This is a genomic window from Bradyrhizobium sp. B117 (genome assembly GCF_038969555.1).
In the GTDB taxonomy this organism is placed as follows: domain Bacteria; phylum Pseudomonadota; class Alphaproteobacteria; order Rhizobiales; family Xanthobacteraceae; genus Bradyrhizobium.
In genome coordinates this window covers 7,365,179-7,391,272 of the sequence record NZ_CP152414.1, presented here as the reverse complement: position 1 = coordinate 7,391,272, position 26,094 = coordinate 7,365,179, and the positions used below count along the sequence as shown (strand labels likewise).

Annotated in this window: 25 protein-coding genes and 1 pseudogene; 10 read left to right on the top strand and 16 right to left on the bottom strand. The window is 60.3% G+C overall.

Going from position 1 to position 26,094, the window contains the following annotated elements; genetic code table 11:
* Window positions 1-79: 79 nt before the first annotated feature.
* Both AAFG16_RS35730 and AAFG16_RS35725 read left to right on the top strand, forming a co-directional pair.
* Complete coding sequence (locus tag AAFG16_RS35730; protein ID WP_283081117.1) at window positions 80-544, top strand: MaoC/PaaZ C-terminal domain-containing protein; 465 nt, start codon at window positions 80-82, stop codon at window positions 542-544.
* Between the two features lie 333 nt (window positions 545-877).
* Window positions 878-1,717, top strand: a complete 840-nt coding sequence (locus tag AAFG16_RS35725; RefSeq protein WP_342732877.1) for a cyclic nucleotide-binding domain-containing protein — start codon at window positions 878-880, stop codon at window positions 1,715-1,717.
* Between the two features lie 850 nt (window positions 1,718-2,567).
* Here the strand turns inward: AAFG16_RS35725 and AAFG16_RS35720 are convergent.
* The 3 genes from AAFG16_RS35720 to AAFG16_RS35710 form a co-directional block, all read right to left on the bottom strand.
* Window positions 2,568-3,767: an IS256 family transposase gene (locus tag AAFG16_RS35720; RefSeq protein ID WP_342732874.1), complete on the bottom strand. Its 1,200-nt coding sequence runs from the start codon at window positions 3,765-3,767 to the stop codon at window positions 2,568-2,570.
* A 579-nt stretch (window positions 3,768-4,346) separates the two neighbouring features.
* Window positions 4,347-4,811 carry an NUDIX domain-containing protein gene (locus AAFG16_RS35715; RefSeq protein ID WP_342732871.1) on the bottom strand — a complete coding sequence of 155 codons (465 nt, stop codon included), beginning with the start codon at window positions 4,809-4,811 and terminating at the stop codon, window positions 4,347-4,349.
* 119 nt (window positions 4,812-4,930) lie between these two features.
* Entirely contained in the window at window positions 4,931-5,851 is a 921-nt protein-coding gene (locus AAFG16_RS35710) for an alpha/beta hydrolase (protein ID WP_342732869.1), read from the bottom strand.
* A gap of 49 nt (window positions 5,852-5,900) precedes the next feature.
* Here AAFG16_RS35710 and AAFG16_RS35705 point away from each other — a divergent pair, with 49 nt between their 5' ends.
* The 4 genes from AAFG16_RS35705 (at window position 5,901) to AAFG16_RS35690 (ending at window position 8,665) form a co-directional block, all read left to right on the top strand.
* The gene (locus tag AAFG16_RS35705; protein ID WP_342732867.1) at window positions 5,901-6,521 is read left to right on the top strand and encodes a helix-turn-helix domain-containing protein; all 621 of its coding nucleotides are present in this window, start codon (window positions 5,901-5,903) and stop codon (window positions 6,519-6,521) included.
* Window positions 6,522-6,810: 289 nt separating this feature from the next.
* Window positions 6,811-7,374, top strand: a complete 564-nt coding sequence (locus AAFG16_RS35700) for a hemerythrin domain-containing protein (RefSeq protein ID WP_342732865.1) — start codon at window positions 6,811-6,813, stop codon at window positions 7,372-7,374.
* 191 nt (window positions 7,375-7,565) lie between these two features.
* On the top strand, window positions 7,566-7,784 hold the full coding sequence (locus AAFG16_RS35695; RefSeq protein WP_342732863.1) for a hypothetical protein: 219 nt from the start codon (window positions 7,566-7,568) through the stop codon (window positions 7,782-7,784).
* 179 nt (window positions 7,785-7,963) lie between these two features.
* Window positions 7,964-8,665 (top strand): hypothetical protein, encoded by a 702-nt coding sequence (locus tag AAFG16_RS35690; protein WP_342732861.1) that lies wholly within the window; start codon window positions 7,964-7,966, stop codon window positions 8,663-8,665.
* A 77-nt stretch (window positions 8,666-8,742) separates the two neighbouring features.
* Here AAFG16_RS35690 and AAFG16_RS35685 read toward each other — a convergent pair.
* Window positions 8,743-10,093: pseudogene (locus AAFG16_RS35685) on the bottom strand (IS701 family transposase).
* A 237-nt stretch (window positions 10,094-10,330) separates the two neighbouring features.
* Between AAFG16_RS35685 and AAFG16_RS35680 the strand changes: the two are divergent.
* The gene (locus AAFG16_RS35680; protein ID WP_342732859.1) at window positions 10,331-11,173 is read left to right on the top strand and encodes a hypothetical protein; all 843 of its coding nucleotides are present in this window, start codon (window positions 10,331-10,333) and stop codon (window positions 11,171-11,173) included.
* Window positions 11,174-11,449: 276 nt separating this feature from the next.
* On the opposite strand, the gene AAFG16_RS35675 is transcribed toward AAFG16_RS35680, so the two are convergent.
* The 7 genes from AAFG16_RS35675 to AAFG16_RS35645 form a co-directional block, all read right to left on the bottom strand.
* Window positions 11,450-12,112 carry an HAD family phosphatase gene (locus AAFG16_RS35675; protein ID WP_283081108.1) on the bottom strand — a complete coding sequence of 221 codons (663 nt, stop codon included), beginning with the start codon at window positions 12,110-12,112 and terminating at the stop codon, window positions 11,450-11,452.
* Window positions 12,113-12,217: 105 nt separating this feature from the next.
* A complete protein-coding gene (locus tag AAFG16_RS35670) occupies window positions 12,218-12,568 on the bottom strand; it encodes a hypothetical protein (protein ID WP_342732856.1) in 351 nt (116 codons plus the stop codon).
* A gap of 197 nt (window positions 12,569-12,765) precedes the next feature.
* Window positions 12,766-14,394, bottom strand: coding sequence for an IS66 family transposase (locus AAFG16_RS35665; RefSeq protein ID WP_194482923.1), 1,629 nt, complete (start codon window positions 14,392-14,394; stop codon window positions 12,766-12,768).
* A 70-nt stretch (window positions 14,395-14,464) separates the two neighbouring features.
* Complete coding sequence (gene tnpB, locus AAFG16_RS35660) at window positions 14,465-14,812, bottom strand: IS66 family insertion sequence element accessory protein TnpB (RefSeq protein ID WP_080134400.1); 348 nt, start codon at window positions 14,810-14,812, stop codon at window positions 14,465-14,467.
* Window positions 14,809-15,213 (bottom strand): transposase, encoded by a 405-nt coding sequence (locus AAFG16_RS35655; RefSeq protein WP_080134401.1) that lies wholly within the window; start codon window positions 15,211-15,213, stop codon window positions 14,809-14,811. The genes tnpB and AAFG16_RS35655 overlap by 4 nt, the downstream gene beginning before the upstream one ends.
* Window positions 15,214-15,257: 44 nt before the next feature.
* Complete coding sequence (locus AAFG16_RS35650; protein WP_342732854.1) at window positions 15,258-15,554, bottom strand: hypothetical protein; 297 nt, start codon at window positions 15,552-15,554, stop codon at window positions 15,258-15,260.
* A 52-nt stretch (window positions 15,555-15,606) separates the two neighbouring features.
* Window positions 15,607-16,350, bottom strand: coding sequence for an MFS transporter (locus AAFG16_RS35645; protein WP_342732852.1), 744 nt, complete (start codon window positions 16,348-16,350; stop codon window positions 15,607-15,609).
* Window positions 16,351-16,641: 291 nt separating this feature from the next.
* Between AAFG16_RS35645 and AAFG16_RS35640 the strand changes: the two genes are divergently transcribed.
* Entirely contained in the window at window positions 16,642-17,406 is a 765-nt protein-coding gene (locus AAFG16_RS35640; RefSeq protein WP_342732850.1) for an IS5 family transposase, read from the top strand.
* Here AAFG16_RS35640 and AAFG16_RS35635 read toward each other — a convergent pair.
* Window positions 17,403-17,759, bottom strand: coding sequence for a cytochrome c (locus tag AAFG16_RS35635; protein WP_342732848.1), 357 nt, complete (start codon window positions 17,757-17,759; stop codon window positions 17,403-17,405). The genes AAFG16_RS35640 and AAFG16_RS35635 overlap by 4 nt on opposite strands.
* A gap of 153 nt (window positions 17,760-17,912) precedes the next feature.
* Window positions 17,913-18,365: a pyridoxamine 5'-phosphate oxidase family protein gene (locus AAFG16_RS35630; RefSeq protein WP_342732846.1), complete on the bottom strand. Its 453-nt coding sequence runs from the start codon at window positions 18,363-18,365 to the stop codon at window positions 17,913-17,915.
* A 302-nt stretch (window positions 18,366-18,667) separates the two neighbouring features.
* Here AAFG16_RS35630 and AAFG16_RS35625 point away from each other — a divergent pair, with 302 nt between their 5' ends.
* A complete protein-coding gene (locus tag AAFG16_RS35625; RefSeq protein ID WP_342741021.1) occupies window positions 18,668-19,030 on the top strand; it encodes a c-type cytochrome in 363 nt (120 codons plus the stop codon).
* Window positions 19,031-19,108: 78 nt separating this feature from the next.
* Window positions 19,109-21,412 carry a heavy metal translocating P-type ATPase gene (locus AAFG16_RS35620; protein ID WP_342732844.1) on the top strand — a complete coding sequence of 768 codons (2,304 nt, stop codon included), beginning with the start codon at window positions 19,109-19,111 and terminating at the stop codon, window positions 21,410-21,412.
* Window positions 21,413-21,462: 50 nt separating this feature from the next.
* Here AAFG16_RS35620 and AAFG16_RS35615 read toward each other — a convergent pair whose 3' ends face one another.
* Genes AAFG16_RS35615 through AAFG16_RS35605 form a run of 3 tightly spaced genes read right to left on the bottom strand, consistent with a single transcriptional unit; the run spans window position 21,463 to window position 25,880 of the window.
* Window positions 21,463-21,774, bottom strand: a complete 312-nt coding sequence (locus AAFG16_RS35615) for a DUF3240 family protein (protein WP_342732842.1) — start codon at window positions 21,772-21,774, stop codon at window positions 21,463-21,465.
* Window positions 21,771-24,845 (bottom strand): CusA/CzcA family heavy metal efflux RND transporter, encoded by a 3,075-nt coding sequence (locus tag AAFG16_RS35610; RefSeq protein WP_342732840.1) that lies wholly within the window; start codon window positions 24,843-24,845, stop codon window positions 21,771-21,773. Before AAFG16_RS35610 ends, AAFG16_RS35615 begins: the two co-directional genes overlap by 4 nt.
* Entirely contained in the window at window positions 24,846-25,880 is a 1,035-nt protein-coding gene (locus AAFG16_RS35605; protein ID WP_283087048.1) for an efflux RND transporter periplasmic adaptor subunit, read from the bottom strand.
* Window positions 25,881-26,094 lie beyond the last annotated feature (214 nt).

The window sequence follows — 26,094 nt, the reverse complement described above, 5'->3', positions numbered from 1 at the left end:
AAGTCAACGGTTCCGCGATCACCGAACTATAGTGGCGTTTGCCATCCCTGTAGTTTGTCCGCTCGCAAAGGATTGACCAATGACCCGTATATATTTCGAAGATGCCGAAATTGGTACCGCCAGAAAGGCGGGTCCTTATTTGGTCTCGAAGGAAGAGATTATTCAGTTCGCCAAGCAATACGATCCGATACCGCGCCACATCGATGAGGAGGCAGCAGCACGTTCGATTTTTGGTGGATTGACCGCATCGAGCGCCCACACGTTTGCAGTCTTCATCTCGCTCACGCCCAAGCTCCAGCCTCGGCCTCTCCATGTCCTCGCCGGAATGGGCTGGGATGAGCTGAGGTTGCCGAACCCGGTACGCCCAGGAGATGAACTTAGTCTCGAAGCGACTATCCTGGAGAAGCTGGAATCAAAATCGAAACCTGATCGCGGTATCGTGCGCAATCAAATCCGATTATGTAATCAAAGAAACGAAATCGCCTTGCAATGCATCGGCACCATCCTCGTTGCAAGGCGACCGGACGCGAAAGCATCGGCGTAAGCCGTTCTACAAGGTGCCGTCGGTTGGTTTCGCTCCGATGTCTCTTGTGAGTCACAAGCGGGCGTGGTGGCTCCATTTGCCTATAGTCCGCTCGCGGTCGGAAAGCCGACATTCAGGCGGTTAAGGCCAGGAGCGGACTCATGCATCGCGGGTCGAAGCGAGCGGGAGCCATTTCCGATGTGAGCGCGAGTACGCTACTGGCCACGCGCCTGCGATTGCCGAAAACAACAGCGCCGGGTAAAATTGATCCAATACCGCTTGTGCTTGTCAGACTTCGATTGTCGGGTATCCGCGAGTTCCGACATAACCGACTGTTTGCATAGGGGTGATCCGATGAATTCCAGTGCAGATCTTTCGACAATTCTAAACCGCATCCTTGATGCGGCCGCGGATAATCTCAGGATCGCAAAGATTCTCGTTCAAATGGGACTTGATCCCAACAACATCACCTACGACGCACTGTTTAATCGGCTGTTTGAAATTGTGTTGGCCAATATCACGCTCGCCAACATGTTCGCCTTGGTTGGCGCCATCTTCCTTGTCGCTACCTTGCTGATGCAGAGAATGGTGCCGCTGCGGGTCGCGAATATGGTTGGCTGTACATTCTTCACAATTTCTGGCGCGCTTTCCGGAAGTGTCGCCACCTTTCTGCTTTATCTGCTGCTGTTGCCAGTCAATGCCGTTCGCCTCCGTCAACTGCTCAAGCTCGTTAAGAAGGCACGTAACGCGACGCAGGGTGACAGGTCGATGGAATGGCTCAAACCATTCATGACCGAACGTAGATATCGCCGGGGCGACAGACTATTCAGGAAGGGTGATCCCGCTACGGAAATGTTCCTCACCGTCACCGGGAAGTTTCTCGTCAAAGAAATCGGCGTCGAGCTTCCGCCGGGGTGTTTCATGGGAGAACTTGGCTTCCTTACGCCCAATAACCGACGAACCGGAACGATCGAGTGCATAGAAGACGGCCAAGTCCTGACCATAACTTATGAAAGGTTACTTGAAATCTATTTTCAAAGTGATCAGCAATTCGGCTACTATATCCTCGTCCTGATCAGCCAGCGTCTCCTGGAAAACAACCAGCGCCTCCAGGAAAACATCTCGCGGCTGGAATCAACTCTCGCACAAGAGAAAGCGGCGCGACAGGCGGCAGCCGCGCGTGGCACAGCTTGAATGGCCTTGACTGCTGCACCATTGGTGGCACGACTGTCCCCGCGCAGTGCGGCTCTCGCGACGCAACGATGTCCGCTTGGGGTCAAAGGCTGCCCTCGGCGTGTCCACGATGGCTTTCCGCTCAGCCCCCGGAAGCGGACCGTGCGAGGCCAAGAGAGGAAGTCAGCTTAGGGTCGAAACGAACTAAACGTCTTGGTCCGCCATGCCTAAGCGAATGCGCGTCAATGACGCACTGTCACTTAGCTAATGAACCAGATGCGAAAACATCTCTACGTGCGTTCGCCGAAGCATCGCTTTCTAAGGATTCGTTCGCTGTGTCCGGCTCGCTGACGCGCTTGTACCAGGACCTGGCTCAAACATCATTTGAGCGAGATCCACCGTCTGGCTGCTGACCCCAACAATGGGTCCATTGCGTTCCTCGACTCGCAGTCTTTTTGAATTGGATGATTTGGTCGAGCGAACGTTGCAGCTTGAAAAGCGTATCAACGGGAGGCCTTGAGAGCGGTCATCACTCCGTTCTGTCTCACAGTTGCGCCGGGAAAATGGGGTACTTTCGTCGAACCAATATTTGAAGCGGATGTCGGTATCGGAGGCTGCGCCTCCTCGATTTGAACCTATCGACCGATGGTTTGGTCGTCCCAGTTGACCCGGTAAAGTCCAAGTAGCGCGGGTTCGGATATCAGGCAGTGCAACACCATGATCGTGCGACGAATGCCCAGCTTCGGCCGGTTAAGTCCAGTGATGCGATCCGTAAGTCATTGATTTTTCTCAGGCCGGGGCTGGATCGTGTCCCATGGCGTGGTGTAGCTGACGGCAGGTCACCGCCGATTTTCCGGCGGGTCGGAAGGCATCAGCCTGCCACGGCGGGCAAGCCGACGATGGGATCATCGCTCAACGGCGCGATGGTTTCCAGCGTCATGTAGCGGGCCCGCTGAACCGCCCACTCGTCGTTCTGCTCGAGCAGGATCGCGCCGACCAGGCGAACGATGGCGTCTTCATTTGGGAAGATGCCAACCACCTCGGTCCGCCGCTTGATCTCGCCGTTGAGGCGCTCGATCGGATTGGTCGAATGCAGCTTGGCACGGTGCTGAGGCGGGAAGCTCATATAGGCGAGCACGTCTGGCTCGGCCTCATCCATGAAGGCGGCGAGCTTTGGCAGTTTGGGACGGAGCTGGTCGGCGACCTTGCGCCACTGAGCCCTGGCCGCTTCGGCATCGTCCTGGGCAAAGGCGGTGGCGATGAAGGCGGAGACGACGCGTCTTCCGCTCTTGCCGGCATGGGCCAGGACGTTGCGCATGAAGTGGACGCGGCAGCGTTGCCAGGCGGTGTTGAGCACCTTGCTGACGGCGGCCTTGATGCCCTCATGCGCATCGGAGATCACGAGCTTGACGCCACGAAGCCCGCGCCGAGCGAGCTTGCGCAAGAACGCGGTCCAGAACGTCTCGGCCTCCGAGGGACCGATGTCCATGCCGAGAACTTCACGCCGGCCGTCGCTGTTGACGCCGACCGCGATGATCACCGCGACCGAGACAATCCGGCCATTCTGGCGGACCTTCACGTAGGTGGCGTCGATCCACAGATACGGCCAGTCACCCTCGATCGGTCGGGCGAGGAAGGCCTTCACCTTGTCGTCGATCTCGGCACACAGTCGGCTCACCTGGCTCTTGGAGATGCCAGTCATGCCCATAGCCTGGACCAGATCATCGACGGATCGGGTCGAGACGCCCTGCACATAGGCTTCCTGCACCACCGCGGTGAGCGCCTTTTCGGCCATCCGACGCGGCTCCAGGAAGCCCGGGAAGTAGCTTCCTTTGCGCAGCTTGGGAATGCGCAGCTCGACCGCGCCGGCGCGCGTCTCCCAGGTCCGGTCACGGTAGCCGTTACGCTGGGCAAGGCGCTCGGCATTCTTCTCGCCGTAGGCCGCTCCGGTCAGCCCGGCGACCTCCAGCTCCATCAATCGCTGGGCGGCAAAGCCAATCATCTCGCGAAGCAGATCGGCGTCTGGGGCCTTCTCCACGAGCGCGCGAAGGTTCATCATCTCGTCGGTCATCGGTGGTTCCTCGAATCAGGTTGGTGTCAGCAACCCGACCCTACCGGCGAACTGCCGGTGACCACCGCAAAGCCGTCCGCCCGCTACGGCGCTATCTGAGGGCGCGCGCGCGGACGGCTTCGCTCTACCGAGCTACACCATCACTGGGGACACGACCCCGGGGCTGTCTCTTAATTAGCTCGGTCAGGATTTCAGGGTGCCTACGCGTAAACGGTTGCATGCGTGATATCGCCAGCCCACGGCCAAGCGAGTTTCAACTTAGCTGAGCTGCTCAGTCGATCGCTTTCAAGCTTCAGAGCGTTTTCATTTGGAAATGGCAGCCAAGCTATTGAAATTACTGAAGCGCATTTTGACCATTTTTTCCAAATGCGCGATGAAATCATTGAATAATCAAGCAGGTTTTGATTCCGCCATTCGGAGGTTCGATCCCTCCCCAGCCAGCAGTTAAGTTGCGGAGTTCGTTGGATGAACAAACTCTGTTGCGGTCAAAATTCTTACCGCGTTTGGAAATAGAAATTCTCAAGCGCCGTTGAGAATTAACCGGCTTCGTGTGTCCGGCGAATTCGAGCCACGTCCAATTCACACCTGCCGGGCGTAGGCGAGATCGACGGGCGCGCCCGACAGGCGCGTCGCAAAGTAGCGCTCCACCATGTGACGATCGGCTGAGAATGCAAAGCTCGGCAATTTGTCTCCAAGGGAAAACCATCCCAATTCGTCGACGTCGTCGCCGGGACAGGCTGCTCCGCCCACCGGCTTGGCGAGCACGGCAACTGCCAGCGTGTGGATGTCCGGGCGAAGGAAGTTGGAAGCGACACTGAGCAGGGCAGTAATCTCTACCTCAAGGCCGGTCTCCTCTTTCACCTCGCGCCTGCCTGCCGTCAGATAATCCTCGTGAAATTCGATGTAACGGCAGGCACCACTTGCCCCCTCGAACGTCTCTCGCTTCCGCCTGCACAACAAAAACCGGTCGCCGTCGACGATGAGAACGGCGATGATCGGCGTTTGGATTTCAGTACAGCACGAAAGCACAGGCCGGGTTTTCACATGTCCTTTCCGGTTCTCCCCTTGTGGTCGGACCAGGCCGGAGCCGCACATAGGGCAGTAGGCCCAGCCATGTTGCGTAGTCGCGTCGCGATCATATGCGGCAAAGACCTGGCAAGTCTTCATTGAATGCCTTTCTGCGTCATACTCCGCAGACGTCCGCCCCAGAAGGCTCTCAGCGCGTCGGCCAGATCGCGCGGATTGTCTTCCTGGACGTTGTGGCCCGCGCCCTTGATGTTGATCCACCGCCCGTCAGGAAAGCGCGCGGTGAAGTCATGGGCGGCATCCTTGGAGACGATGAGGCTTTCACCACCCCTGGCCAGCAGGAAAGGCGCGGCCATGTCCGGGATGCGAGCCTCGAAGCCTGCGAGATGGCTAAGGATCATGCGATAGTCCGCCGGACGACGGCGGTCGCTTTTCCATACGAGGCGCCCATCGTCGCCACGCTTCAGAAGGGTGCGCATTCGATAGTGGAGGCGCTCTGGATTGCTCCTGGGACTGACTGCAAGCGCCATCTCGACCACTTCATTCACTGTCGCTGCGCCACGAAAGTCCGTCATGAAGGTGCGCATCCGCGCCGTTGCAGCAAACACCGGTCGTGAGGTCACATCGACCATCGCGAGACTTTCGGTCCGGTCCGGGTGGCGCAGCGCGAACTCGCAGGCCACCATTCCTCCCAACGACATGCCAACGATGCGCGCGCGTTCGATCCCGAGGCCGTCGATAACTGCCACGAGGTCCGTCGCACAGCTTTCGATTGAATAGTCGTCGGCCCAATCGCTGGCGCCGTGGCCACGCATGTCGAGTGCCAAGAGCCGGAAATCAGACCGCAGGGCAACGGCGACATAATCCCAGGTGCGGGCGGTCAGCGCGCCGCCGTGCAGCAGCACCGCCGGAGGTCCTTGGCCGCCCCAATCGAGGACGTGGATAGTGGGTCCGCCATGCGTGCGGAAACGCGTTGAGCGCGGCGGCGCGAGGTCGGTAAAGGCAATACCGAGCCGATCGGCTATTGTCGCCAGCGCCTCGGGATGCCAATCGTTCACCGACAGCCCCTTACTTAGGGTATCCTAAGTAAGACCCACGAACGCAGGTATGTCAATGGCCATGCGACAACGTCGAACACCACAAGCGGCGAAATTCGCGATCCTGGATGCCGCGGAGCGGCGACTGCACGACGAGGGCCCCGAAGGCGTGCGCATCCAGCGCATCGCCGCAGATCTGGGCATTACGGACGCGGCTATCCACTACCACTTCGGCACCCGCGAAGCGCTGATGGACGCGCTCCTGCGGCGCATAGGGCGCCGGCTGGTAGATGACATTGAAGCGACCATCGAAAGCTGGGCGCCCGATCAAATCGACGTCGCTGCCCTAGGGCGGCTCTTTCAGCGCGCCTATGCCGACGAACGGGCCGCGAGACTCGCCCTCTGGCTTAGTCTCGCTGGCTGGCGGCCAAAGGGATCAGGCATGCTCAAGTCGCTGGTCGAGCGAGTTCATCGAGCGCGGATCCAAGCAGCGCGGAAGGCGAGGCGGCGCGCACCGCGGATTTCCGACACGCAATACGCCATCGCTATCCTGAGCGCGGCCCACATGCATGCCGCGATGTCAGGAGAAGCTTTGTTGGCAAGCGTCGCCGAAGATCCCGCCGCCCTCGACCAACGCGATTTCCTCAAATTCGCAGTTCAGTTGATCGCGCGCCACCTTGCAGAGGCGTGACGAAACGACAAGCTTCGCGATTCGCTCCCGCAGTCCGAGCGACCGAATTGTTGACCAAAGCAGGATTGCGCAGCGAGGAAGATAGAGACGCCTCAGACCTTCGAAGCGACTGCTTCTGGCGCAAAGCTGACGTTCGGGGGAACCCGCACCGGCGCCACCTCGACCTTCCAGACAGCAGTATGTCGTCCCCGTCGACGTCGCGACCGATCCTCCGTGTTTGATCTAGCGCAAGAAACTGGGATCGCTTTCAAGATAGCTTCCATCATTCAATGGTTCATTGGAGGTCGCAATGATCATTGAGCGTCTATCCCGGGAACATCGCAACATCGAGACGCTACTCGCCGTACTCGATCGCGAGCTTGAGATTTTCGATCGCGGGGACCATCCCGACTATGAGGTCATCCGCGCGATTATCAGCTACTTTGAGCTCTATCCGGAACTGTATCATCATCCCCAAGAAGAATTGGTCTTTTCCAAGCTAAAGCTTCGAGATCCAGCTGCGGCGGCAAGGATCGGCGATCTGACGCTCGAACACCAAAAAGGGACCCAGCGTTTGCGCCGCGTCGCTCAGGCGATCGACAGTGTTTTGGCGGATCGAGAGATTCTTCGGCAGAATGTGGACAACATCGTTCGCGATTTCATAGAGAGCGAGCGGCGTCACATCATGATCGAAGACCGCGATTTCTTCCCCGCCGCCCTCAAGGCTCTCAAGCCGGCAGATTGGACTGAGATCGCCTCGGCCACAGTCAATCATGAGGATCCGCTGTTCAGCGAGGCCGCCGAAGAAACCTTCGACGCGCTACGAGCGCGCATCTTGCAGATGGAGCAAGAGTCCGAAGTCGAACGGCGTTAGAAGCGTGCTGTGGGGTTAGCCAGTTGATGAGCGTCCCAATGGCAGATACCGCAGTGGCCTCGGCGAAAATTGCGGACGATGGCTTACACCTCAAGTCAGCTATGGGGGAAGAGCGAGCAGATCGTTGATCTAGATCATTTCGCTATACTGCCAAGAACGCATGCTACGCGTCGAATACGAGGAAAGCCCATATGGCATCGGTCTCAGCACCACATAACGAAAAATGCCCTCGCTGTGGTTCCGGGTTGGTCGATCTCGAGTGGCGTGAACGTATCAATCCTCAGGAAGCCCAAGAGCTCTGGCGCTGCTGGAACTGCAAGCGCGAATTTATCACCGCCGTCGCATCTGACGGGATAGAGCCATCAGTCGCTGAGATTGCCGAGCCGTTCTTTACGAACCTGCTTGTCTAATCAACGACGCCTGGGCCGATCGACAGGGAAATTCGTTTGATGCGCTCGGTCGGTGCGTCGAGAAATCGCTTTGGTGCGCGCGCATGACGTCAGTCATTTGGAAAGGTGTTGATCGGAATCGGCGCCGAGGCTGGCCTTGCCTCATCTTTTCGAGCGCTGGTATGAAGTGTCGGACGCTGATGATCGCCGGGATCGTCGCCATGCTTCCACTATTCAATGCGGGGGCAGAGAACCAGCCTGCTGGCAATACGTCAACGCAACTATCCGACCTTATGGTCGCGCTCCAATTCCAACACATCAAACTGTGGTTCGCCGGAAAGCTCGGCAACTGGAGCTTGGCGAATTACGAGCTTCGACAGATCGAAGCCGGCTTGCGGAAGGCAATGCTCTATCCATCCGAAAGCTCGCGATTGTCTCAAACTACCGAACAGTTACAAGCCTTGGATCGTGCGATTGAACTGAAGGATAGTGCAGCTTTCGCGAAGGCTTACGCGGATTTCACGAGCGGATGCAATACCTGCCACCGCGCGAGCGGATTCGGTTCGATCACCATCCAGGTGCCGGTCAATTCGCCGTTCGGCGATCAGTTGTTCGCGGATCAGATCGCGGAGGGGCGTGCGCTGGCTCGCGGGACCTGCGGCCTCTGTCACGTCATCTCGGATTCTTCAAAGGAGACACCAGCCTTTCGCTTCCCCGCGCCAAGCTTCAGCGAAATTGCCAGTCGACCATCTTTCTCAGCCAACGATCTCCGACTGTTGTTGGCGTCAAGCCACCGTCGAGTAGGCCCGAACGAAGCAATGCTCAAGCCAAAACTTGTCGAATACCAGATTGACGCGATCGTGGCGTTCTTCGAGACCTTGCGGGCCGACCGGGCTCGTTAAGAGCCCAGCCTACGATACTGTCGCGGCGATCAGCGTTCTAGCACTACTTTGGCAGAATGTGGTTGCGCCACTGTTTTTCAAGGATTTGTTTTCTGCAGTATGGACACCGCTGCGACGGCGGTCGAAGGATGAGATCGACGATGGCGTGACGTACGGCGGGCATGGTTGGCTGAGGCGGAGGCCCGTTGATTCTTTTTTTTCCGCCCCGCGTATGCGAGGCGACGATGTTGCAGGAAGGCGTAGGCAATCATTGTCATCAGGGCATGGCGATGAAGACCTTGCCATGATCGCCCTTCGAAGTGATCAAGTCCAAGCTCCTCCTTCAACTGCTGATGCGCCTGCTCACAAATCCATCGTGCCTTGATGGTGGCGGCCAGTGTGCGCAGATCCGTCGCCGCAGGGAGGTTGGCGAGATAGTATTTCCTCTCCCCGGAGGCACGTTGCTCGCCAATGAGCCAAGCTTCGTCGCCCGGGAGATGCTGCTGACCTTTATCCCATATCCGCTGCGGAGGGCCGTCGGCGGTGCGGACACGGAGAGCAGCAAATCGCGCTTTCAGGCGACCTTTCGTCCCGCTGCGCCAACTCACGGTTTTCCATTTGGCGCTGGCCAGCATTTGTTCCGCCGCAATCGACAAGATATCTGGTACGTGGTGCTTTCGTGGCTTCCCGCGGACTTTGGTAATCGGCCAAATGAGCTGTACATCAACCGGATACACCTTGAGATGCCGAGGGATGCCAACGGCCCAGGCCAGGCCGCGGTCTGTTAGCCCTTGTCGAAACGGTGCGCTGAGCCCGTATCCTGCATCCGCCAGCACGCATCCAAAGCGCACGTTGGCTGCCATCGCTCGGTCAACCTCGGCCAAAGCAATTTCCGGCTTGGATCGTGCCGTTCGGTGTTCGATCGGCACGCGAGCACGCTTCAAACGAGACACACTGCCTGTCCAACTCTCGGGCAGAAAGAGACGCAATGCGACCATCACGGGCACTTCGCCGCGCGCAAGTGTCAGCGACACCAGCGTTTGGCAATTTGCCGTTTTGCCAAGAGAGGACGCATATTGAGCCGCGACACCAACCGAGCGTTCGCCCTTCTTCGGCATTGCCGTGTCGTCAATAACCAGCACCGCATCCTTGCCGCCGACAAGCCGGTCCGCCTGGTTGAGCAGTTCGGATTCCAACGGTGTCGCGTCCCAGACGCCATCGGCGATGAAATGGTGCAGCTGATCGTAGTTGCCGGTTGCAAGGCGTTCTGCCATCGGCTGAACGCTTTTGCGATCGCCAGGGCCGATCAATCCCGCAACGTACAGGGGGCACATCCGCTGCCGGGTCTTATGACCTAATCGGTCCAGGAACGGCTTCAGCCAGCGTTCGAGTTCGTCTTCCCATTCCGCCATTGGTCAGCCCTCCAAGAGCCGACCACCCATGAATCATTGAAAAATCGATTCGGGAATCCTAAAAAACGCGGCAAAAGCGATAATCTGCCAAAGTAGTGCTAGGGCGTGTACTCATAAATCCGCGATGTCCGCTTATCTCCCAACAGGGGCGTTGAAACGGGCATTGCATGAGGTCCGAGAAGGGCTAGAAGCCGACGTATCAAGTATCAGCGAACTCTTCCGCTCGCTGTTGCGTAGAGATATACGGAGGCCAGCTTGATCTGATGTGGTTCTGATGAATTGGATCGCGATGAGACACACGCTGTCCCTACTGCTTTTGCTCATCGCCGTGCATGCTTTCGCAACACCCGCGAAAGCAAGGCAGGCGAAGTGCCTCTTTGAAATTGATGGGGCGCACTATATTGGTTCGCCATGCGAGTTTACGCCCATAGACAAGAAGGGCTCCTTTCGCATTGCGAACACCAGTGGATCAGGTATTGAAGCCGAGGTTAAGGTGACCGCTCCGGACGAAGGCATTGCGAGCTGGACAGGCCCACATAAAACACCTCGTGACTGGCCGCTTGGGAAGCTGAGACAGGCGGCCGGATGTTGGAGCGACCGCACAACGTATGTTTGCGCTTGGTCTCTCGACCAAGGCATCTATCTTGGCCCTCGTGACAAGAAGTTGTTCGTTGCTTACGGCGAGAGGGATGGCATGGACGATGAAATCGAGAGCGCCGTCGGGCTGGATACAAGCCACGCTGTGATCCACACGAAACCAAGCCGACGGGCTGCCTTGTACTATACCATTGGCCAAACGATGGGCGAAAGCTACTCGCAGACAGCCGCAGAAGAGGCATATCAGGAACGCGCCCAAAGTCGAAACAGGACGATCACGGCTGATTGTCAAGCAAAAGAATGGACCGGCTTGAATGGCTTACGCTACCGCCTTCTAGGTCGTATCGAGACGGTGGATCGGAGCCAGTTCGTTGACAGCGGCGACGTGGCGTATGCGAAGTGGGCTGTGCTTGACGTGAAGAATAACAGACTTGTCGATGATTGTGGCGCATGCAGCTACGCCGAAATCCACGACTGGTTCAAAAAATTGTGCCCCAGCATCGCGCCGCGAGACTGGTGAATTGCGGCATCCGCTTTCCGCATGTCCGCTATGGGTCCAAACTGCGACTTCAACCCCGTTTCAGGGCTGGTCCGGTCTACGCCGGATGGCGGACGCTGCGGTGGTTCGCATGAAGTCAGCAGCGAACCACGAACGGAAGTCGCTGGCCTATTCGATTACCTCGTCCGTGAGCGCCGCCAGTGTCGATGGAATTTCGAGCCCAAACGACTTCACAGTCTTTAGATTGATGACGAACAGGTAGCGTGCCAAAAAGGGGCAGCCAAGAAGCTGCCTCCGTTATAACTGCTGAGAAATCCTGATCCGAACGTCATTCAGGCTCCGCAACACGCCGACGCATAGACCCGCGATCTCCGGCGTCGGTTGGAGGAGATCGGGGATCATAATCGTAGACATTCCCGCCGCCGCTGCCGCACGAACTCCATTGTGCGAGTCTTCGAGTGCTAAGCAACTTGGTGGATCGACACTGAGGAGTGTGGCCGCCTTTAGGAAAGTCTCGGGATGGGGCTTGCCTATCTCAACGTCGCTTCGCGTGACTAGCACATCAAAATTGTGGAAGATGTCTGCCTTCTTCAGCTGCGCTTCAGATTTCGGTCGTGCGGTTGACGTTGCAACGGCCATGGGGATCGCGGCGTCGCGCAGAACTTTGAGGAGATCAATAACGCCAGGGCGAAGTGGGACTTCAATTGCGCACAGGCCGTCAAAATGTTCCTCGCAGTCTAAATGGTAGCGATCAAGATCAAACGCCCGTCCAAAATAGCCAATAAGCTTTTCGTCACCTAGATCCTTCGGCGCGCCGATCAAGCTGAGATGCACATGATCAACCATTTGGTGCCCTTGAGCCGCACACGCGGCGAAAATTGCCCCACGGTAGAGCGCCTCGGTGTCGAGCAGCAATCCGTCCATATCGAAAACGACGGCCTTAAGGGGCTTTGGGATCATTGACAAGCATCCGTGAATTTCGACCTTGCAGCAACCAGCGGTCGGAGATCTGTCGCGCGAGAGACGAATGGAAAAGTCGGCAGAGGATCTGAAGGTAGCGGACTCCTACAGTTCAATTTTGTAGTAGCAAGAGAAGGCAGCTCTGAAGAACTCGTACTTGGCGGTCGACGTGCCAGCCAGAGCTTCATCTCGACCTGATCTAAGATCCAGGTAGTTCAGAGGGGCCTCAAACTGGCTATCGGTCAGGTCGATTCGCCGCCCATTGATTCGGTTGTAAAAGTGGTCCCCCTCGGCAAGCGGTGTCTTTAGGATTTCGCCGCCGAAGAGCTCATTGATAAGCAATGCTGTTACACTGCACTGACCGCGCGCTGGATTGCTGGCCAGCCATTGTCCGCTGGTTTGCACGGACCAAGAATGCAGTAACGCCGCAGCTACGCGATCTCGTTCAAACAGCATGGCTTACCTTCGCGCACAATCGAGCTCCTTGGCCACTCTTGGATCTCCGGCACGCGCTAGGACAATCGCGGCGGCGATCACTTCCAGCGCAATGGTCAACAGCAGCGCAGCGCCGTAATCGCCTCTCCAGCCGCGGATTAGACCGATCAATCCGGGACCGAAGGGTAAGCATCCGGTGAGGACCGCGTAGCGGTCACTCAGGCTGCTTGGTTGACTTGCTTATTTCGGTCGCGCCAATTCCAGGGCAAAAGTTCGTCGAGCCGTTGTACGGGATGTGCAGCGATGCGTGCCAGGACGTCGGCGAGCCAAGCTTGTGGATCCACGTCGTTCATTTTGGCTGTGACGATCAGGCTGTACATCATCGCGGCACGGTCGCCGCCGCGGTCGGAGCCACAGAACAGCCAAGACTTCCGCCCCAGGGCGATGCCGCGCAGGGCTCGCTCGGCGGCGTTGTTCGACAGGCAGATGCGGCCATCGTCGAGGAAGCGGGTAAACGCATCCCAGCGCTTGAGCATGTAGTCCATCGCCTTGGCAACGTCGTTGCGCCGGGAGAGCTTGGCGCGTTGTTCACGCATCCAGACTTTCAGATCGGCCATCAGCGGCGCGCTCAGCTCCTGGCGGACGGCCCGGCGCCGTTCGGGCGTCTCGCCGTTGATGCCTCGCTCGATCTCGAACAAGGCGTCGATCCGACGGACTGCTTCCAGTGCCAGAGGCGAGATCACCGCTGGCTTTTTGCCTTGTACCTTGCGGCGCGCATTCTCCGCCAGATCAGCCATCACGAAGAACGGTCGTCGGGCATGGACCCAACACGCCGCTTCCAGGATCGGACCTACGTTGCGGCTCGGGTCGTAAAGCTTGCCATAGCCGCCATAGGCATCGGCCTGGAAGATGCCGTTGTAGCCGGCCAGATGGGCCTGGGGATGCTCGCCCGCGCGATCGCGCGAGTAATAAAACACTGCTCCCGGCGGGGCCTGCCCGCCAAAAGGCTTGTCGTCGCGTACATAGACCCAGATGCGGCCGGTGTCGGTCTTGCCTTTGGCCAGGACCGGCACCGTCGTGTCATCCCCGTGCAATCGCTCGGCACTCAGCACATGGGCCTCGAGGCGCCGGAACAAGGGCGTCAGCGCAACAGTGCAGCCACCAACCTGGTCGGCGAGGGTCGACAGGCTGATCGGCACGCCTTCCTTGCCATAGCGTTCGGCCTGACGGTTCAGCGGCTGGTGCTGGCCGAACTTCTCGAACAGCACCATCGCCAGTAAGCTGGGGCCGGCCCAACCACGGTCGATGACGTGGAACGGCGCCGGGGACTGGCTGATCTTCTCGCAATCACGGCAGCTGAACTTCTCCCGGACGTGCTGGATCACCTTCCAGGACTTCGGGATCACCTCCAGCGTCTCGGTGATGTCCTCCCCGAGCTTGGACAACCTCGCTCCGCCGCAGCAGGCGCACGCCACAGGTCCCGGCACGAGCACCCGCTCGCGAGGCAGATGGTCCGGGAACGGCTGGCGCGACGGCCTCTTGCGCGTGAACGAGGCCACCTTCGTCGTCTTGGCCGCGGCCATTTCGGCAGCGAGTTCGTCCTCAGTCGCTGAGGCCTCGAGCTCCTCCAGCGTCAGTTCGAGCTGATCCAGCAGCCTTGCGGTACGCTCCGAGCGAGGGCCATAACGATCACGGTTCAGCTTTTCGATCTGCAGCTTCAGGTGAGCGATCAGAGCATGGTCGTCGGACTGCTGGGCGCGAACGCTGGCGAGTTCGGCGCGCGTCGCCAGCAACGCCGCTTGCAGCGCCTCAATGTCTTCCGGCAGCTTCTGGGGACCGTCACCCATGCACCGATGGAATCACAAAAGCGACGATTTGGCGTGCGCTTTTTGCAATCTCACGGGACTATTGCGCAACCTATCCTGCGCTCTGCGGCCGCCAGCTGTGTTGGGGATTGCGCCAGTCGATCGCCTCCAGCAAATAGCCCATCTGAGCTGCGGTCAGCGATACCACGCCATCCACCGTCGCCGGCCAGATGAAGCGGCCACGGTCCAGTCGCTTGGCGTAGAGCGACAGCCCGATCCCGTCGTGCCAAAGGGCTTTGATCAGGGTGCCAGCACGACCACGGAACACAAAGACGTCGCCGGCAAAAGGATCCCGCCCCAGCCCCTCCTGCACCAGCAATGCCAGACCCTGCATGCCTTTGCGCATGTCAGTGTGACCGGTTGCGATCCAGATCCTCGCCCCTGCCGCGATCGGGATCATCGCCGCTCCAGCAGATCCAATACGCGAGACAACGCGGTCATATCAACGCCGGCGTCCACGATCACCCGACAGGCCTTGCCGACGACAATCTCCATGCGTCCGCTCGCTGGCCCCGCTAAAGTTACTGGCGGCGCCGGCGGTTGGTCCGGCATCACCATCGCTGGCACAAACGCTGGCTGAGGTTGTTCAGTATTGCTCGTCCGCGTCCCAAACGATCGTCGCCAAGTCAACAGGAGCGAGCGCGAGATGCCGTATCGTCGTGCTGTCGACGAGACCGCGCGCGGGGCCTGCAAACTCTCCAGAACGATCTTGAGTTTCTCATCATCGGTCCAGCGACGGCGACGGCCAGTCTCGACAACCTCGAACCGTTCAATCTGAGCACTGAACTTATTGCTGTCCATAAGGGCTGTTACACAGCACTGGTATTAACCCGACAAGGCGGCCCTCACCGGAGGGAGACACCGAAGGCGCCGACCGTGCCGCTGATCGAGGTGAACAGCCCCATCACCACTGTGAAATTTTGGACTTCGAACTCGCGATGGATGATCAGCGGCGGCAGTGTGATGAGGTTTCCGATCGAAAAGCCGAACACCGCGGAGGCCAGCAGCACGAGATGGACGTTGTCGCTCAGGTGGATGGTGAACACCGCCACGGCCTGGCTCACCAGCGAGATGGCGGCAACAAGCCGAGGATCGAGGTGGTCTGCGACGAGGCTGAGTGAGACCCTTCCTACAATCGCCATCGAAGTCATTACACTGACTGCGAGCCCCGCCTTAAGAGCCCCGATTTTCGGTTCAAGTATAGCGATCTGATGCACGATGAAGCCGACCTGAGCGATGATCCCGAGCGCAAACGATTGTCCAGAACGCCGGCCGGCGCACTATCTCGCCACGGCAGATGCTAGTACCGGGCGCCGGCGAAAATTGGTCAGCGCTTGCGGTCGTCGCGCACACATTCGGCGGCGGGCCGATCCAGGCGAACGTGGTCGGAAGTAGAAAGATCAGCAGGACTGCGCTTGCGGCCACCATTGCGGTCTGAAATCCAAGGTGGCCCACCAGGACCATCAGTAGTGGCGTGACGATGATGCCGCCGGAGCTAGCACCGAGGAAGGCTAGGCTAATTGCAAGACCTCGGCGTCGCACGAACCAAGCGCCGACCACCGCCGGAATGATTACGGTGCCCATGCCGACCCAGCCGAGCGACATCAACGCGAATGCCGCATAGATGGTCCACGGCGCGGCCGCGAAGGGGAGCAGCACCATTGAGGTGGCGAGGCACGCAATCCCTGCCAGCGCCAAGCGCTTCAGGCCGAGGTGCCGCACGATCTCATCGGTGAAGATGACGATGACATTGCCGATCAAGAGCGACAGCGTGCTGGCGCCCGAGATCAGCGAGGCCGGCCAGCCGTTCAGACGCTCCAGCTCGACCAGGTAGATACCCTGCGCGTACAGAGCAAAGCCGAAAATCGACAGCGCCAGCAAGAAGCAGGCAAGCACGACCCGCCAGCCGGCGTAACGCAGTGACGTCTCGTCGTGCATGTGCGGCCCCAGCCCCCGCCGCCTCCCGAGCGGCGCGCACTAAATACACGCGGTAGTCGTGGAAGGCGAGTCACGAATGATGGCGCGAGTGTAACGTTTACTCGTTGCGAGAGAAGCGACTTGTGCGCCGAAGCGTTGACGAAGGCGGAACAATCCGTGCGTCCGCACATGCAGCCTTAGTGGTTGCTCGTCGCGCTGACGTCCATCGTTAACACCCAACGGCGACTGAACCGGGAGCGTTGCGTTAGGCCGAAGGCTTGTGATTCAAACTCCCAAATTGGGGGTCGAATCATGCGCTACGAACTCGCCGACTGTGAATGGTCTGCCATAAGGCCGATGCTGCCGAACAAGCCGCGTGGCGTTCCTCGGGTGAACGACCGACGTGTCCTCAATGGTATCTTCTGGGTGCTTCGATCAGGAGCACCCTGGCGTGATCTGCCGGCGGCGTTTGGCCCATACACCACTTGCTACAACCGGTTCGTCCGCTGGCGGCGGGCTGGTGTCTGGGGGCGCATCATAGAGGCGCTTGCCGCTGCGCATGACGCCGCCGTCCAGATGATCGATACCTCAATTGTCCGCGTGCATCAGCATGGATCCTGTATCACAAGGAACCGACGCCAATCGATGGGAAGGTCCCGCGGCGGCTTGATGAGCAAAATCCATGCGGTGGTCGATAGCAATGGTTTGCCGGTGCGGTTGGCGCTGAGTCCCGGTGAGGCCCATGATGTTCGACTTGCAGGAAGAATGTTGTCTCGTCTCAAATCGGTGGCAATGCTGCTTGCTAACCGTGGCTATGACGCAGACTGGATCAGAGAGCTTGCCCTGAAGAAGGGCGCGTGCGCCAATATCCCGCCGAAAAGCAACCGCAGCGATCCGATCTGCTTCAGCCCCTATCTCTACCGCGCCCGCAACAGGGTCGAGCGGTTCTTCAACAGGATCAAACAATGTCGTCGGGTGGCGACGCGCTACGACAGGCTTGCTGCCAACTATCTGGCCTTCGTTCAACTCGCGTCCATCAGGCTATGGTTGGCCGCGCGTTATGAGTCCACGCCCTAGTCCTGAGTCTTTAGGCTAAGGATATAGTTCGCGAGAGCGTCGGCCTGATCGGGTGCGATGACCAGGTTCGGCATGTTCTGGTGGCTGGTCTTCAGGAACACTTTCAGCGAAAGAGCTGTCGTTCCATGCCTGTTTGCGATTGCCGCAAAGCCCGGTGCCTGATCCGATATCCCCGCCATGTGCGGTTCGATTGCATGGCATGGCTTGCACCATGCTTCCGCGAGGCGACGTCCTTCCGACGCCCCATCTGCAGCAAGTTTGGATCCGTCAGCCTTGTGCACGCGGACGAGAAACAACCCTGCTAGTGCGATCAGGATCGCGAGACTGATATCGACGCGTATGGTGCGGAACATGTTCTGTCTCAACTCACGGTCGGGCACTCACAGCAAAATCGCGCGAGCGCCTGCGGGCACCCTCATCGCCAAAACCGCCTGCCGATCAGCGGTTCCGGCGGACGCAGGCAAAATGGCCGAGCGCAACCGCGCCTTGGCGGAAGCCGCGGCTCCTTAGCACGCGATCAGGTCGGTATGTCCAAATCCCTTTGAGTAGTCGAGCAGGGAGACGATCGTCGGTGTCAGGCGAAAGACGCAGACATCCGAAGTTTTCGGCATGGGAAGATCGAGGCCCTTTTGGTTCGGATATCGCGAGATCAGGAGCCGCAAGGCTTTTTCAAATTCGGCGGGATCGGTCACAAGCTTCGCGTGTGCCGCCATCGATAGGCCGGCGATCTCCATCACTTGGGCGGGATCGTCGTCCACCGTTAGCGAGACTCGATCGTCCCTCGCCAGGTTAGCTGCCTTCTGGCTGTCCGCTCCACAAAGGAAATAGATGACGAGCCCGTCATTGGCGTAGCCGACAGTGGTCACCTGGGGCCAGCCGTCAGATCGCAACGTCGCGATCCTCGTGGTCCGGTGCTGATCCAGGAGCCGAAGGATTTTCCGCCTGAACGTTTCGTCCATTGGTCGCCTCCGATTTGGACCAGTGTAGCCCCGAAGTGGCTTGCACGTTTTGAGGCAGGTCAAGTATCGGAGCAGCCGGCCGTCAACCCTGGGCGCAACTGGCCTGTCTATACCCCTGAGAGCAGTTGCGCCAATCGCTTTGGGCGGCGCGGTGCCATTTGGTGGTCATGCTTGCCGCTATTGCGAGTCCTATCGCCAACCGAGCGCATCCTTTGAGCTGCATCAAGCTGGCCTTCAGCGGCGGTGACATCGTGTGAGAAGGCGACCTCGCGCTGGTGAACTATTTCGCGGGAACGACTGCGATGATGCGATGCTTGCTTATACTTTCGACAATCACTCTCTGGTCGAGCACCGGCGCCCACGCGTTCGACGAGGAACATCGACATGGCAGGGAGCTGCTGAAAAAAATGTGTGCCCGCTGTCACTCAGTTGGCAGGACCGGCGCGAGTCCGAACAGGCAGGCGCCACCTTTTCGCAGCTTTAGCGAAACCAAGCTCTACGACAGCGACTTTCTGCAGCGACTTCAGGATGGCTATAGCAGCATTCATCCTGCAATGCCGACCTTTCGCTTCAACAGGGATGATGCCGAGGCAGTCCTAAACTACATGAAGTCAGTCCAGGAATCACCGAAGCCGAAACGATCTCTGCAGGGTGGCCGTCTCTAGGGTCGTAGCATTCCCAATGTTGTTGATTCCGCTCAAGCAAGGAGGCTGGCTTCGGAAGAGAGCGATCTGCATGTGAAAATGCCGAACCAAACCATCTCGTTTGAGCGGGTTTTGCCGTGGACCCTGGTTGCGATCGCAATCGTGGGATTGACCGCGGGCATTGTTGCGCGGGCCGTGGGCCGGCCTGATCTGGCCGATCTCGCATGGGCAATCGGCACGGCACCCGTGATAGGAGGACTGGCGGTCTCGATCGTCAGGGACTTGCTGGGCGGCCGCCTGGGGGTGGACGCGATCGCTCTCCTGTCGATGAGCGCGGCATTGGCTCTCGGCCAGCCGCTTGCCGGCGCCGTGGTCGCGCTGATGTATTCCGGCGGCAACGTGCTGGAGGATATCGCGATCGCACGAGCGGAGCACGACTTGCGGTCGCTGGTCGACCGTGCGCCGCGCCAGGCACATCGCAAGACCGGCGAGCGGGTCGAGGAGGTGTCGGTCGAGGTGGTCTCCGTCGGCGATGAGCTGCTGGTACACGCCGGCGAGATCGTTCCGGTCGACGGCATCGTCCATTCGGCCGGGGCGACCATCGACGAGTCCGCCGTTACGGGAGAGCCGATACCAGTCGAGAAGACGCGGGGCAGTGCCGTTCTTTCTGGTTCGCTGAATGCGGGTGAGACATTCGAGTTGATCGTTACCGCACCGGCCGGCGAGAGCACCTACGCTGGTATTGTGCGCATGGTAACGGCGGCGCAAACGGCGAAGGCGCCTTTTGTGCGCTTGGCCGACCGCTATGCGCTGATCTTTCTCCCGGTGACTCTCGCCATCGCCTTCCTGGCGTGGCAGATCTCCGGCGATCTGACCCGCAGCCTCGCCGTGCTGGTGGCGGCGACACCTTGTCCCCTGATTCTGGCCGCACCGGTCGCCTTCATCGCAGGCGTGGCGCAAGCGGCCCGCCGTGGAATCTTGGCCAAGGGTGGAGGCGCGCTGGAGGCGCTGGCTCGCGCGCACACCGTGCTGTTCGACAAGACCGGTACGCTGACGGTGGGAGGTGCCCGGCTGCTTTCGGTTGAAGTCGCCCCAGGGGAAAATCCGGACGAGATCCTCGCCCTCGGGGCATCGCTTGAGCAGGCCTCGCATCACGTCCTCGCCAAGACTGTCGTCGCTGCCGCTGTCGATCGCGGCCTCAAGCTGAAAACGCCCGAACAGGTCAAGGAGACCATGGGCACCGGCTTGTCCGGCCTGATCGACGGCCGCCATGTCGCCGCCGGCTCGCGAGAGCTAGTTCGCTCACATGCCGAGCTGTCGCCGTGGGAGCTGCGGGCAATCCGGCGCGCATCTTGGCGCTCGGCGCTGATCGTCTTTGTTGCCGTGGACGGCCGCCCGGTCGGTGCGCTGCTGCTGGCCGACGAGCTCAGGGCTGATACGCCGAGAGCGATCCGGTTACTTCGCGATGCGGGCATTGCGCGAATGGTGATGGTCACGGGCGATCGCGCTGCAGCGGCGCAGGCTATCGGAGCAGCGCTCGACCTCGATGCCGTGCTGGCCGATCGCGTTCCCGCTGACAAGGTCGAGGCCGTGCGCACGGAACAGCGGCTGCATCCGACCATCATGGTCGGCGATGGCATCAATGATGCCCCGGCATTGGCCGTGGCCGATATCGGAGTCGCGCTCGGCGCGCGCGGCGCGAGCGCCTCGTCCGAGGCGGCAGATGTGGTGATCCTGACCGATCGGCTTGATCGCGTGGGCGAAGCGATCCTAATTGCGCAGCGAGCACGGCGAATCGCCCTCCAGAGCATCATTATTGGTATGGGATTGTCGATGGCGGCCATGGTGGCCGCCACCGTCGGCTGGCTGAATCCCGTCCCGGCAGCGATCGTGCAAGAGGTGATCGATGTTGCCGTCATCCTGAACGCGCTTCGGGCGCTCACTCCAGCCCATGGGACTACCAGTCGCCGGATATCAGCAGAGCAGGGGCTGGCGCTGCATCACGAGCATCAGGCGCTATTCAGGGATCTCGACCGGCTGCGCAAGATCGTCGATGCGATTGACGATGCGACCCCAGACACCGCGGCGACCTTGATCGAAGAGGCCCATCGCCTGGTCCAGGGCAGCGTTGTGACGCACGAGCGCGAGGACGAGGGCAGCGTCTATCCCAAAATTGCAGAGGTGCTGCGAGAACGCCACGGCCTCTCGGCCATGAGCCGCGCGCACCGCGAGATCCTACACCTTGCGCGGCTGCTCGCGCGGATCGCGGCGGACCTACCGTCAGAAAAGATCGATCGTTATCTTATACGGGACGCCCAACGTGTTATCGAGGCGATCGAAACGCTGGTGCGCATGCATACTGCTCAAGAGGAGGACATTTACGAAGCGGTGTCCGCGCAGTAATCAGGGGCGAGCTTTACGCAGTCTAAGCGCCAGGCGACAAAGCCCGTTGATTAGTCGATGGTGCCGAATTCTGCCACGGGCAGGATCCAATAGACGAGATTGGTGCCGGTAAACGAAGTCCGCACCCGGTCCAGCAGGCGCTCGGCATCGCTCCCTGGCAGGATAATCCATACAATGACCTGATCGGCGTGCCCTTTGACGCGTTCGGCCGGGCTTTGGAGCCGCACGCCGGCGCCGTGTCCGGCAGCATCGGAGGCCGTGAAACCCCTCACCAGATCGGTTTGCTCGCCGAGATAGTCGAACAGCTCATCGCGAAGCGAGCTCGGAAGGATCAGCGTGAGGCAGACGGAATCGCTCGTCATTTGGCCCCCTTCGCAGCGCCGCCGTAGCGGCGGTACAGGATCGGCAGCAGGATCAGCGTCAGCAGTGTGGACGAGACCAAACCCCCGATGACGACGATGGCCAGCGGTCGCTGCACTTCGGATCCAGGACCCGAGGCGAACAACAGCGGGATCAATCCGAGGGCCGTGATACTGGCCGTCATTAGAACGGGCCGCAGTCTTCGCATGGCGCCTTCGACGACGATGCGCCCCTCGCTCAGCCCATGAGCGCGCAGCTGGTTGAAGTAGGAGACCAGCACGACGCCGTTGAGCACGGCTATGCCGAGCAGTGCGATGAATCCGACCGACGCCGGAACGGACAGATATTCGCCGCTCGAGACCAGCGCGAATACGCCGCCGATCAGGGCGAAGGGGATGTTGACCAGCACCAGCAGGGCGTGGCGGACCGAGCCGAATGTGGTGAACAGCAGCACGAAGATCAGGCCGATGGCGACCGGAACCACGACTGAGAGCCGGGCGGCGGCGCGCTGCTGGTTCTCGAACTGGCCGCCCCAGGTCAGCCGATAGCCGTCTGGCAGCGGAAGCTCGGCGGCAACCTTCTGCTGAGCTGCCTGGACGAATCCGACCATGTCGCGGCCGCGGACGTTGGCGCGAACTACGCTCATGCGATTGCCGTTTTCGCGGTCGATCTTCACGGGTCCATCGACGCGCTGGATACGGGCGACCTGCGACAGCGCGACGTGCTGCCCGGACGCGAGCGTCAATGGCAGGCTGGCGAGCAGGGTCGGCGCCTCCCGAGTCGTCTCGCTGCCGCGGACCAGGATGGGCGTGCGGCGTCCCTCCTCGAGCGCCGTCCCGATCGTGCGGCCCTCGATCTGCGTGCGCAGCGAGTTCGCAATGGAATCGACCGTCAGGCCGAGGCGGCCGGCCTCCATCCGATTCACGGCTACAGTGTAGTATTGGGCGCCTTCGTTGAGCGTGGTGTAGACGTCCTCGGCACCATCGATGCCGGACAGGGTGGAGGACAGCTTCGCCGCGATCTCATTGAGCCTGACGATGTCCGGGCCGAAGATCTTGACCGCGACGTCGCCGCGTACGCCGCTGATCATCTCCTGCACACGCATGTCGATCGGCTGGGTGAAGCTGAGCGAGATGCCGGGAAAGCCGGCCAGAACCTCGCGAAGCTTCTGCAGCAGGGCCTCCCTGTCCGTAGTCTGCCGCTCTGCCGCCGGCTTGAGCACGAGAAACGTATCGGTTTGATTGGGACCCATGGGATCGAGGCCGAGCTCGTCCGACCCGGTCCGGGCGATGATGCCGCCAATGTCCGGCACCTTCAACAGCGCGGATTGCAGCCTGGCATTGATGGCGAGCGATTCGTCCAGGTTAACGGAAGGGAGTGTTTCCACGCTGACGATGACGTCGCCCTCGTCCATGGTCGGCATGAAGGTCTTGCCGAGTCTTGTGTAGGCAAAGCCTGCGGCGATCAGGCCGATCAGCGCTGCCGCGACGACCTTGCGCTCGTTGTTCAACGCCCAGCCCAGGGCAGGCGCGTAGGCGCGCTGCGCGGCCCGGATCAGGAGGGGATCGCCATGCGAGGCGGACTTGAGCACGAAGGAGGTCGCGACTGGCACGATGGTGAGTGCAAGCAGAAGCGAGCCGGCCAGGGCGAAAATGATTGCGAGCGCTACGGGAATGAAGAGCTTTCCCTCCAGTCCCTGCAGCGTCAAGAGCGGCACGAACACGATGATAATGATCAGGACGCCGGAAGCGACGGGTTGCAGGACTTCGCAAACCGAGCGGAATACGATGTGGATCAGCGGCGTGGCTCTGCCGGGATCGTGCTTGCTGAGATTGCCGACGATGTTCTCGACTACGACCACAAGTGCATCGATCAGCATTCCGATCGCGATCGCAAGGCCGCCGAGACTCATCAGATTGGCCGACATCCCGACCGCACGCATGACGAGCAGCGCGATCACGATGGCGAGCGGCAGGCTGAGTGCGATCACGAGCGAGGCACGCCAGTTACCTAGGAACAGCAGCAGAAGCACGATCACAAGTACAGTGGCTTCGCCGAGCGCCCGCACCACGGTGCCGACGGCACGGTTGACCAGATGGCTGCGGTCGTAGAACACGTTGATCGAGACGCTCTTTGGCAGCGACGGCTGCAGTTCCGCAATCCGCGCCCGGACGTCGCGGACGAGTTGGCCGGCATTGGCGCCACGCAGGCCGAGCACCAGCCCTTCGACGGTCTCGCCGCGGCCGTCGGTCGTGACCGCCCCGTAGCGGGTCAGCGCGCCGACCTTGACGCGTGCCACGTCATTGACCCGGATCGGAATGCCGTCGCGGGTATCGACGACGATGGAACGGATATCTTCGACGCCGCGAATGCTGCCTTCGATGCGAACCAGCGCGCTGTCTTCGCCCTGGTTCACGCGGCCCGCGCCGTCATTGCGGCTGTTGGCCTCGATGGCCCGGCGGAACAGGTCGTAGGAGATGCCGCGGGCGGCAAGTGCGTCGTTCCGCGGAACGATCTCGAAGGCACGCACATAGCCGCCGAGCGCGTTGACATCAGCAACGCCGGGAACGGTGCGCAAGGCCGGGCGGATCACCCAGTCGAGCAGGGTCCTCCGCTCCGCGAGTGAGAGCTCGGGGCTGTCGATGGTGAACATGAACATCTCGCCCAACGGACTCGTGATCGGCGCAAGCCCACCGCTCACGCCGTCCGGAAAATCGCGTGAAATGTTTGACAGGCGTTCCGAGACCTGGTTGCGCGCCCAGTAAATGTCGGTGCCGTCCTCGAAATCGACGGTAATGTCGGCCAGCGCATATTTGGTGGTCGAGCGCAGAATCTTCTTGTTGGGGAGTCCGAGAAGCTCAAGCTCGATGGGAACCGTGATGCGCTGTTCGACCTCCTCGGGGGTGAGGCCCGGCGCCTTCATGATGATCTTCACCTGAACCGGTGATACGTCCGGAAAGGCGTCGATCGGCAGGCTTGGCAGAAACACGGCGCCGGCACCAATCAACAGCAGCGCGCTCAGGACGACGAACAGTCGCTGCGAAAGTGCAAATGCGACGAGGCGCTGGAGCATCTATGGCCCCAACCCAGAGAGAATACCGCGAAGCGCCGAGATGCCACCGATCGCGATCTCGTTCTTGTCCGTGATAGGGCCGGAGACCACGACGTGGTCCTGATCTTCCGCGAGCAGAGTGACTGGAACGACGCGGAAGCCGCCGTCGATGGCCACGAAGACAGAAGTCTGTTCGCCGCGGCGGACCAGCCCGCTATAGGGAATCTCCCAAGCGCTTTCGCCGGCGGAGAGGAAGCCGATGCGTGCCGCAGCTGTCTGGCCAGGATGCAGCTCACCATTGTTGGGGATTTCCGCGCGCACCAAAATGGTCTGAGTTGCCGCATCCGTGGTCTCGGAGACCAGCACGACGGTGCCCGGTATGGCATAGCCTTCGATTTCAATCTTCGCACCGGTGCGGATCGCACGGATGTTGGCCGCTGGAATCGCGATCTCTGCCCAGAGTGACGATAGCTGCGCGAGCTTGACGAGCGGCGCGGACTGCTCGAGCCGCTGGCCTGGCGAAACCGCGATATCAACGACGGAAGCCGCCTGCGGTGCCTGGACGGTCAGCCTCGCGCTGATCGCCGCCTCGTTGGTCAGCCGCGAGACGGCTTCATCGGACAATCCGCTCAGGCGCAACATCTGGCGTCGCTCTGCGACCGTGATGCTCGCTTGCCGCGCCTCGGTCTGGCTCGCCTCCAGCACACGCTGCGGCACCGCCTTGCCTTCAAACAGGTCGGCGTTGCGCTTGAGCTGCTGGGCAGCCAGAACTTCTTGCGCGACCGCTTGCAGATACTCGCGTTGCTGCGAAACGAAGCTTGGGCTTTCCAGCGTGACGAGCGGCTGGCCGGCGTTGACACGATCTCCGCGAGCGACAGCCAGATTGGAGACCATCCCCGCAACGGGAGCGCTGACGACCCATAATTGCGGCGTTGGGATCACGATCTGTGCCGGGTAGGGCAACGTCTGGTCGGTACGGCTCGATACCGGATGCGTCACCCGGACTCCGAGATTCTGAGCCTGCGCGGCGCTTAGCTTCACCTCGTCTTCCGCCATCGACACTGAAGGCAGAAAACTAAGTGCGAGCGCAAGAAGAGCGTAGGTCCCGCTCCGAATTGGATTCGGACGGAAAGGCGCCTGCCGGCGTTGCATGACGGATGTCCTCTGTCACCGAGCAGCCGAAGCGTCCCGTGATTGCAGAGTCTGCTTACTCCCCCAGCGCCTTGGTGGGTTGATTTGCATCAACTGAGCACGATCCACTGACTGCTCG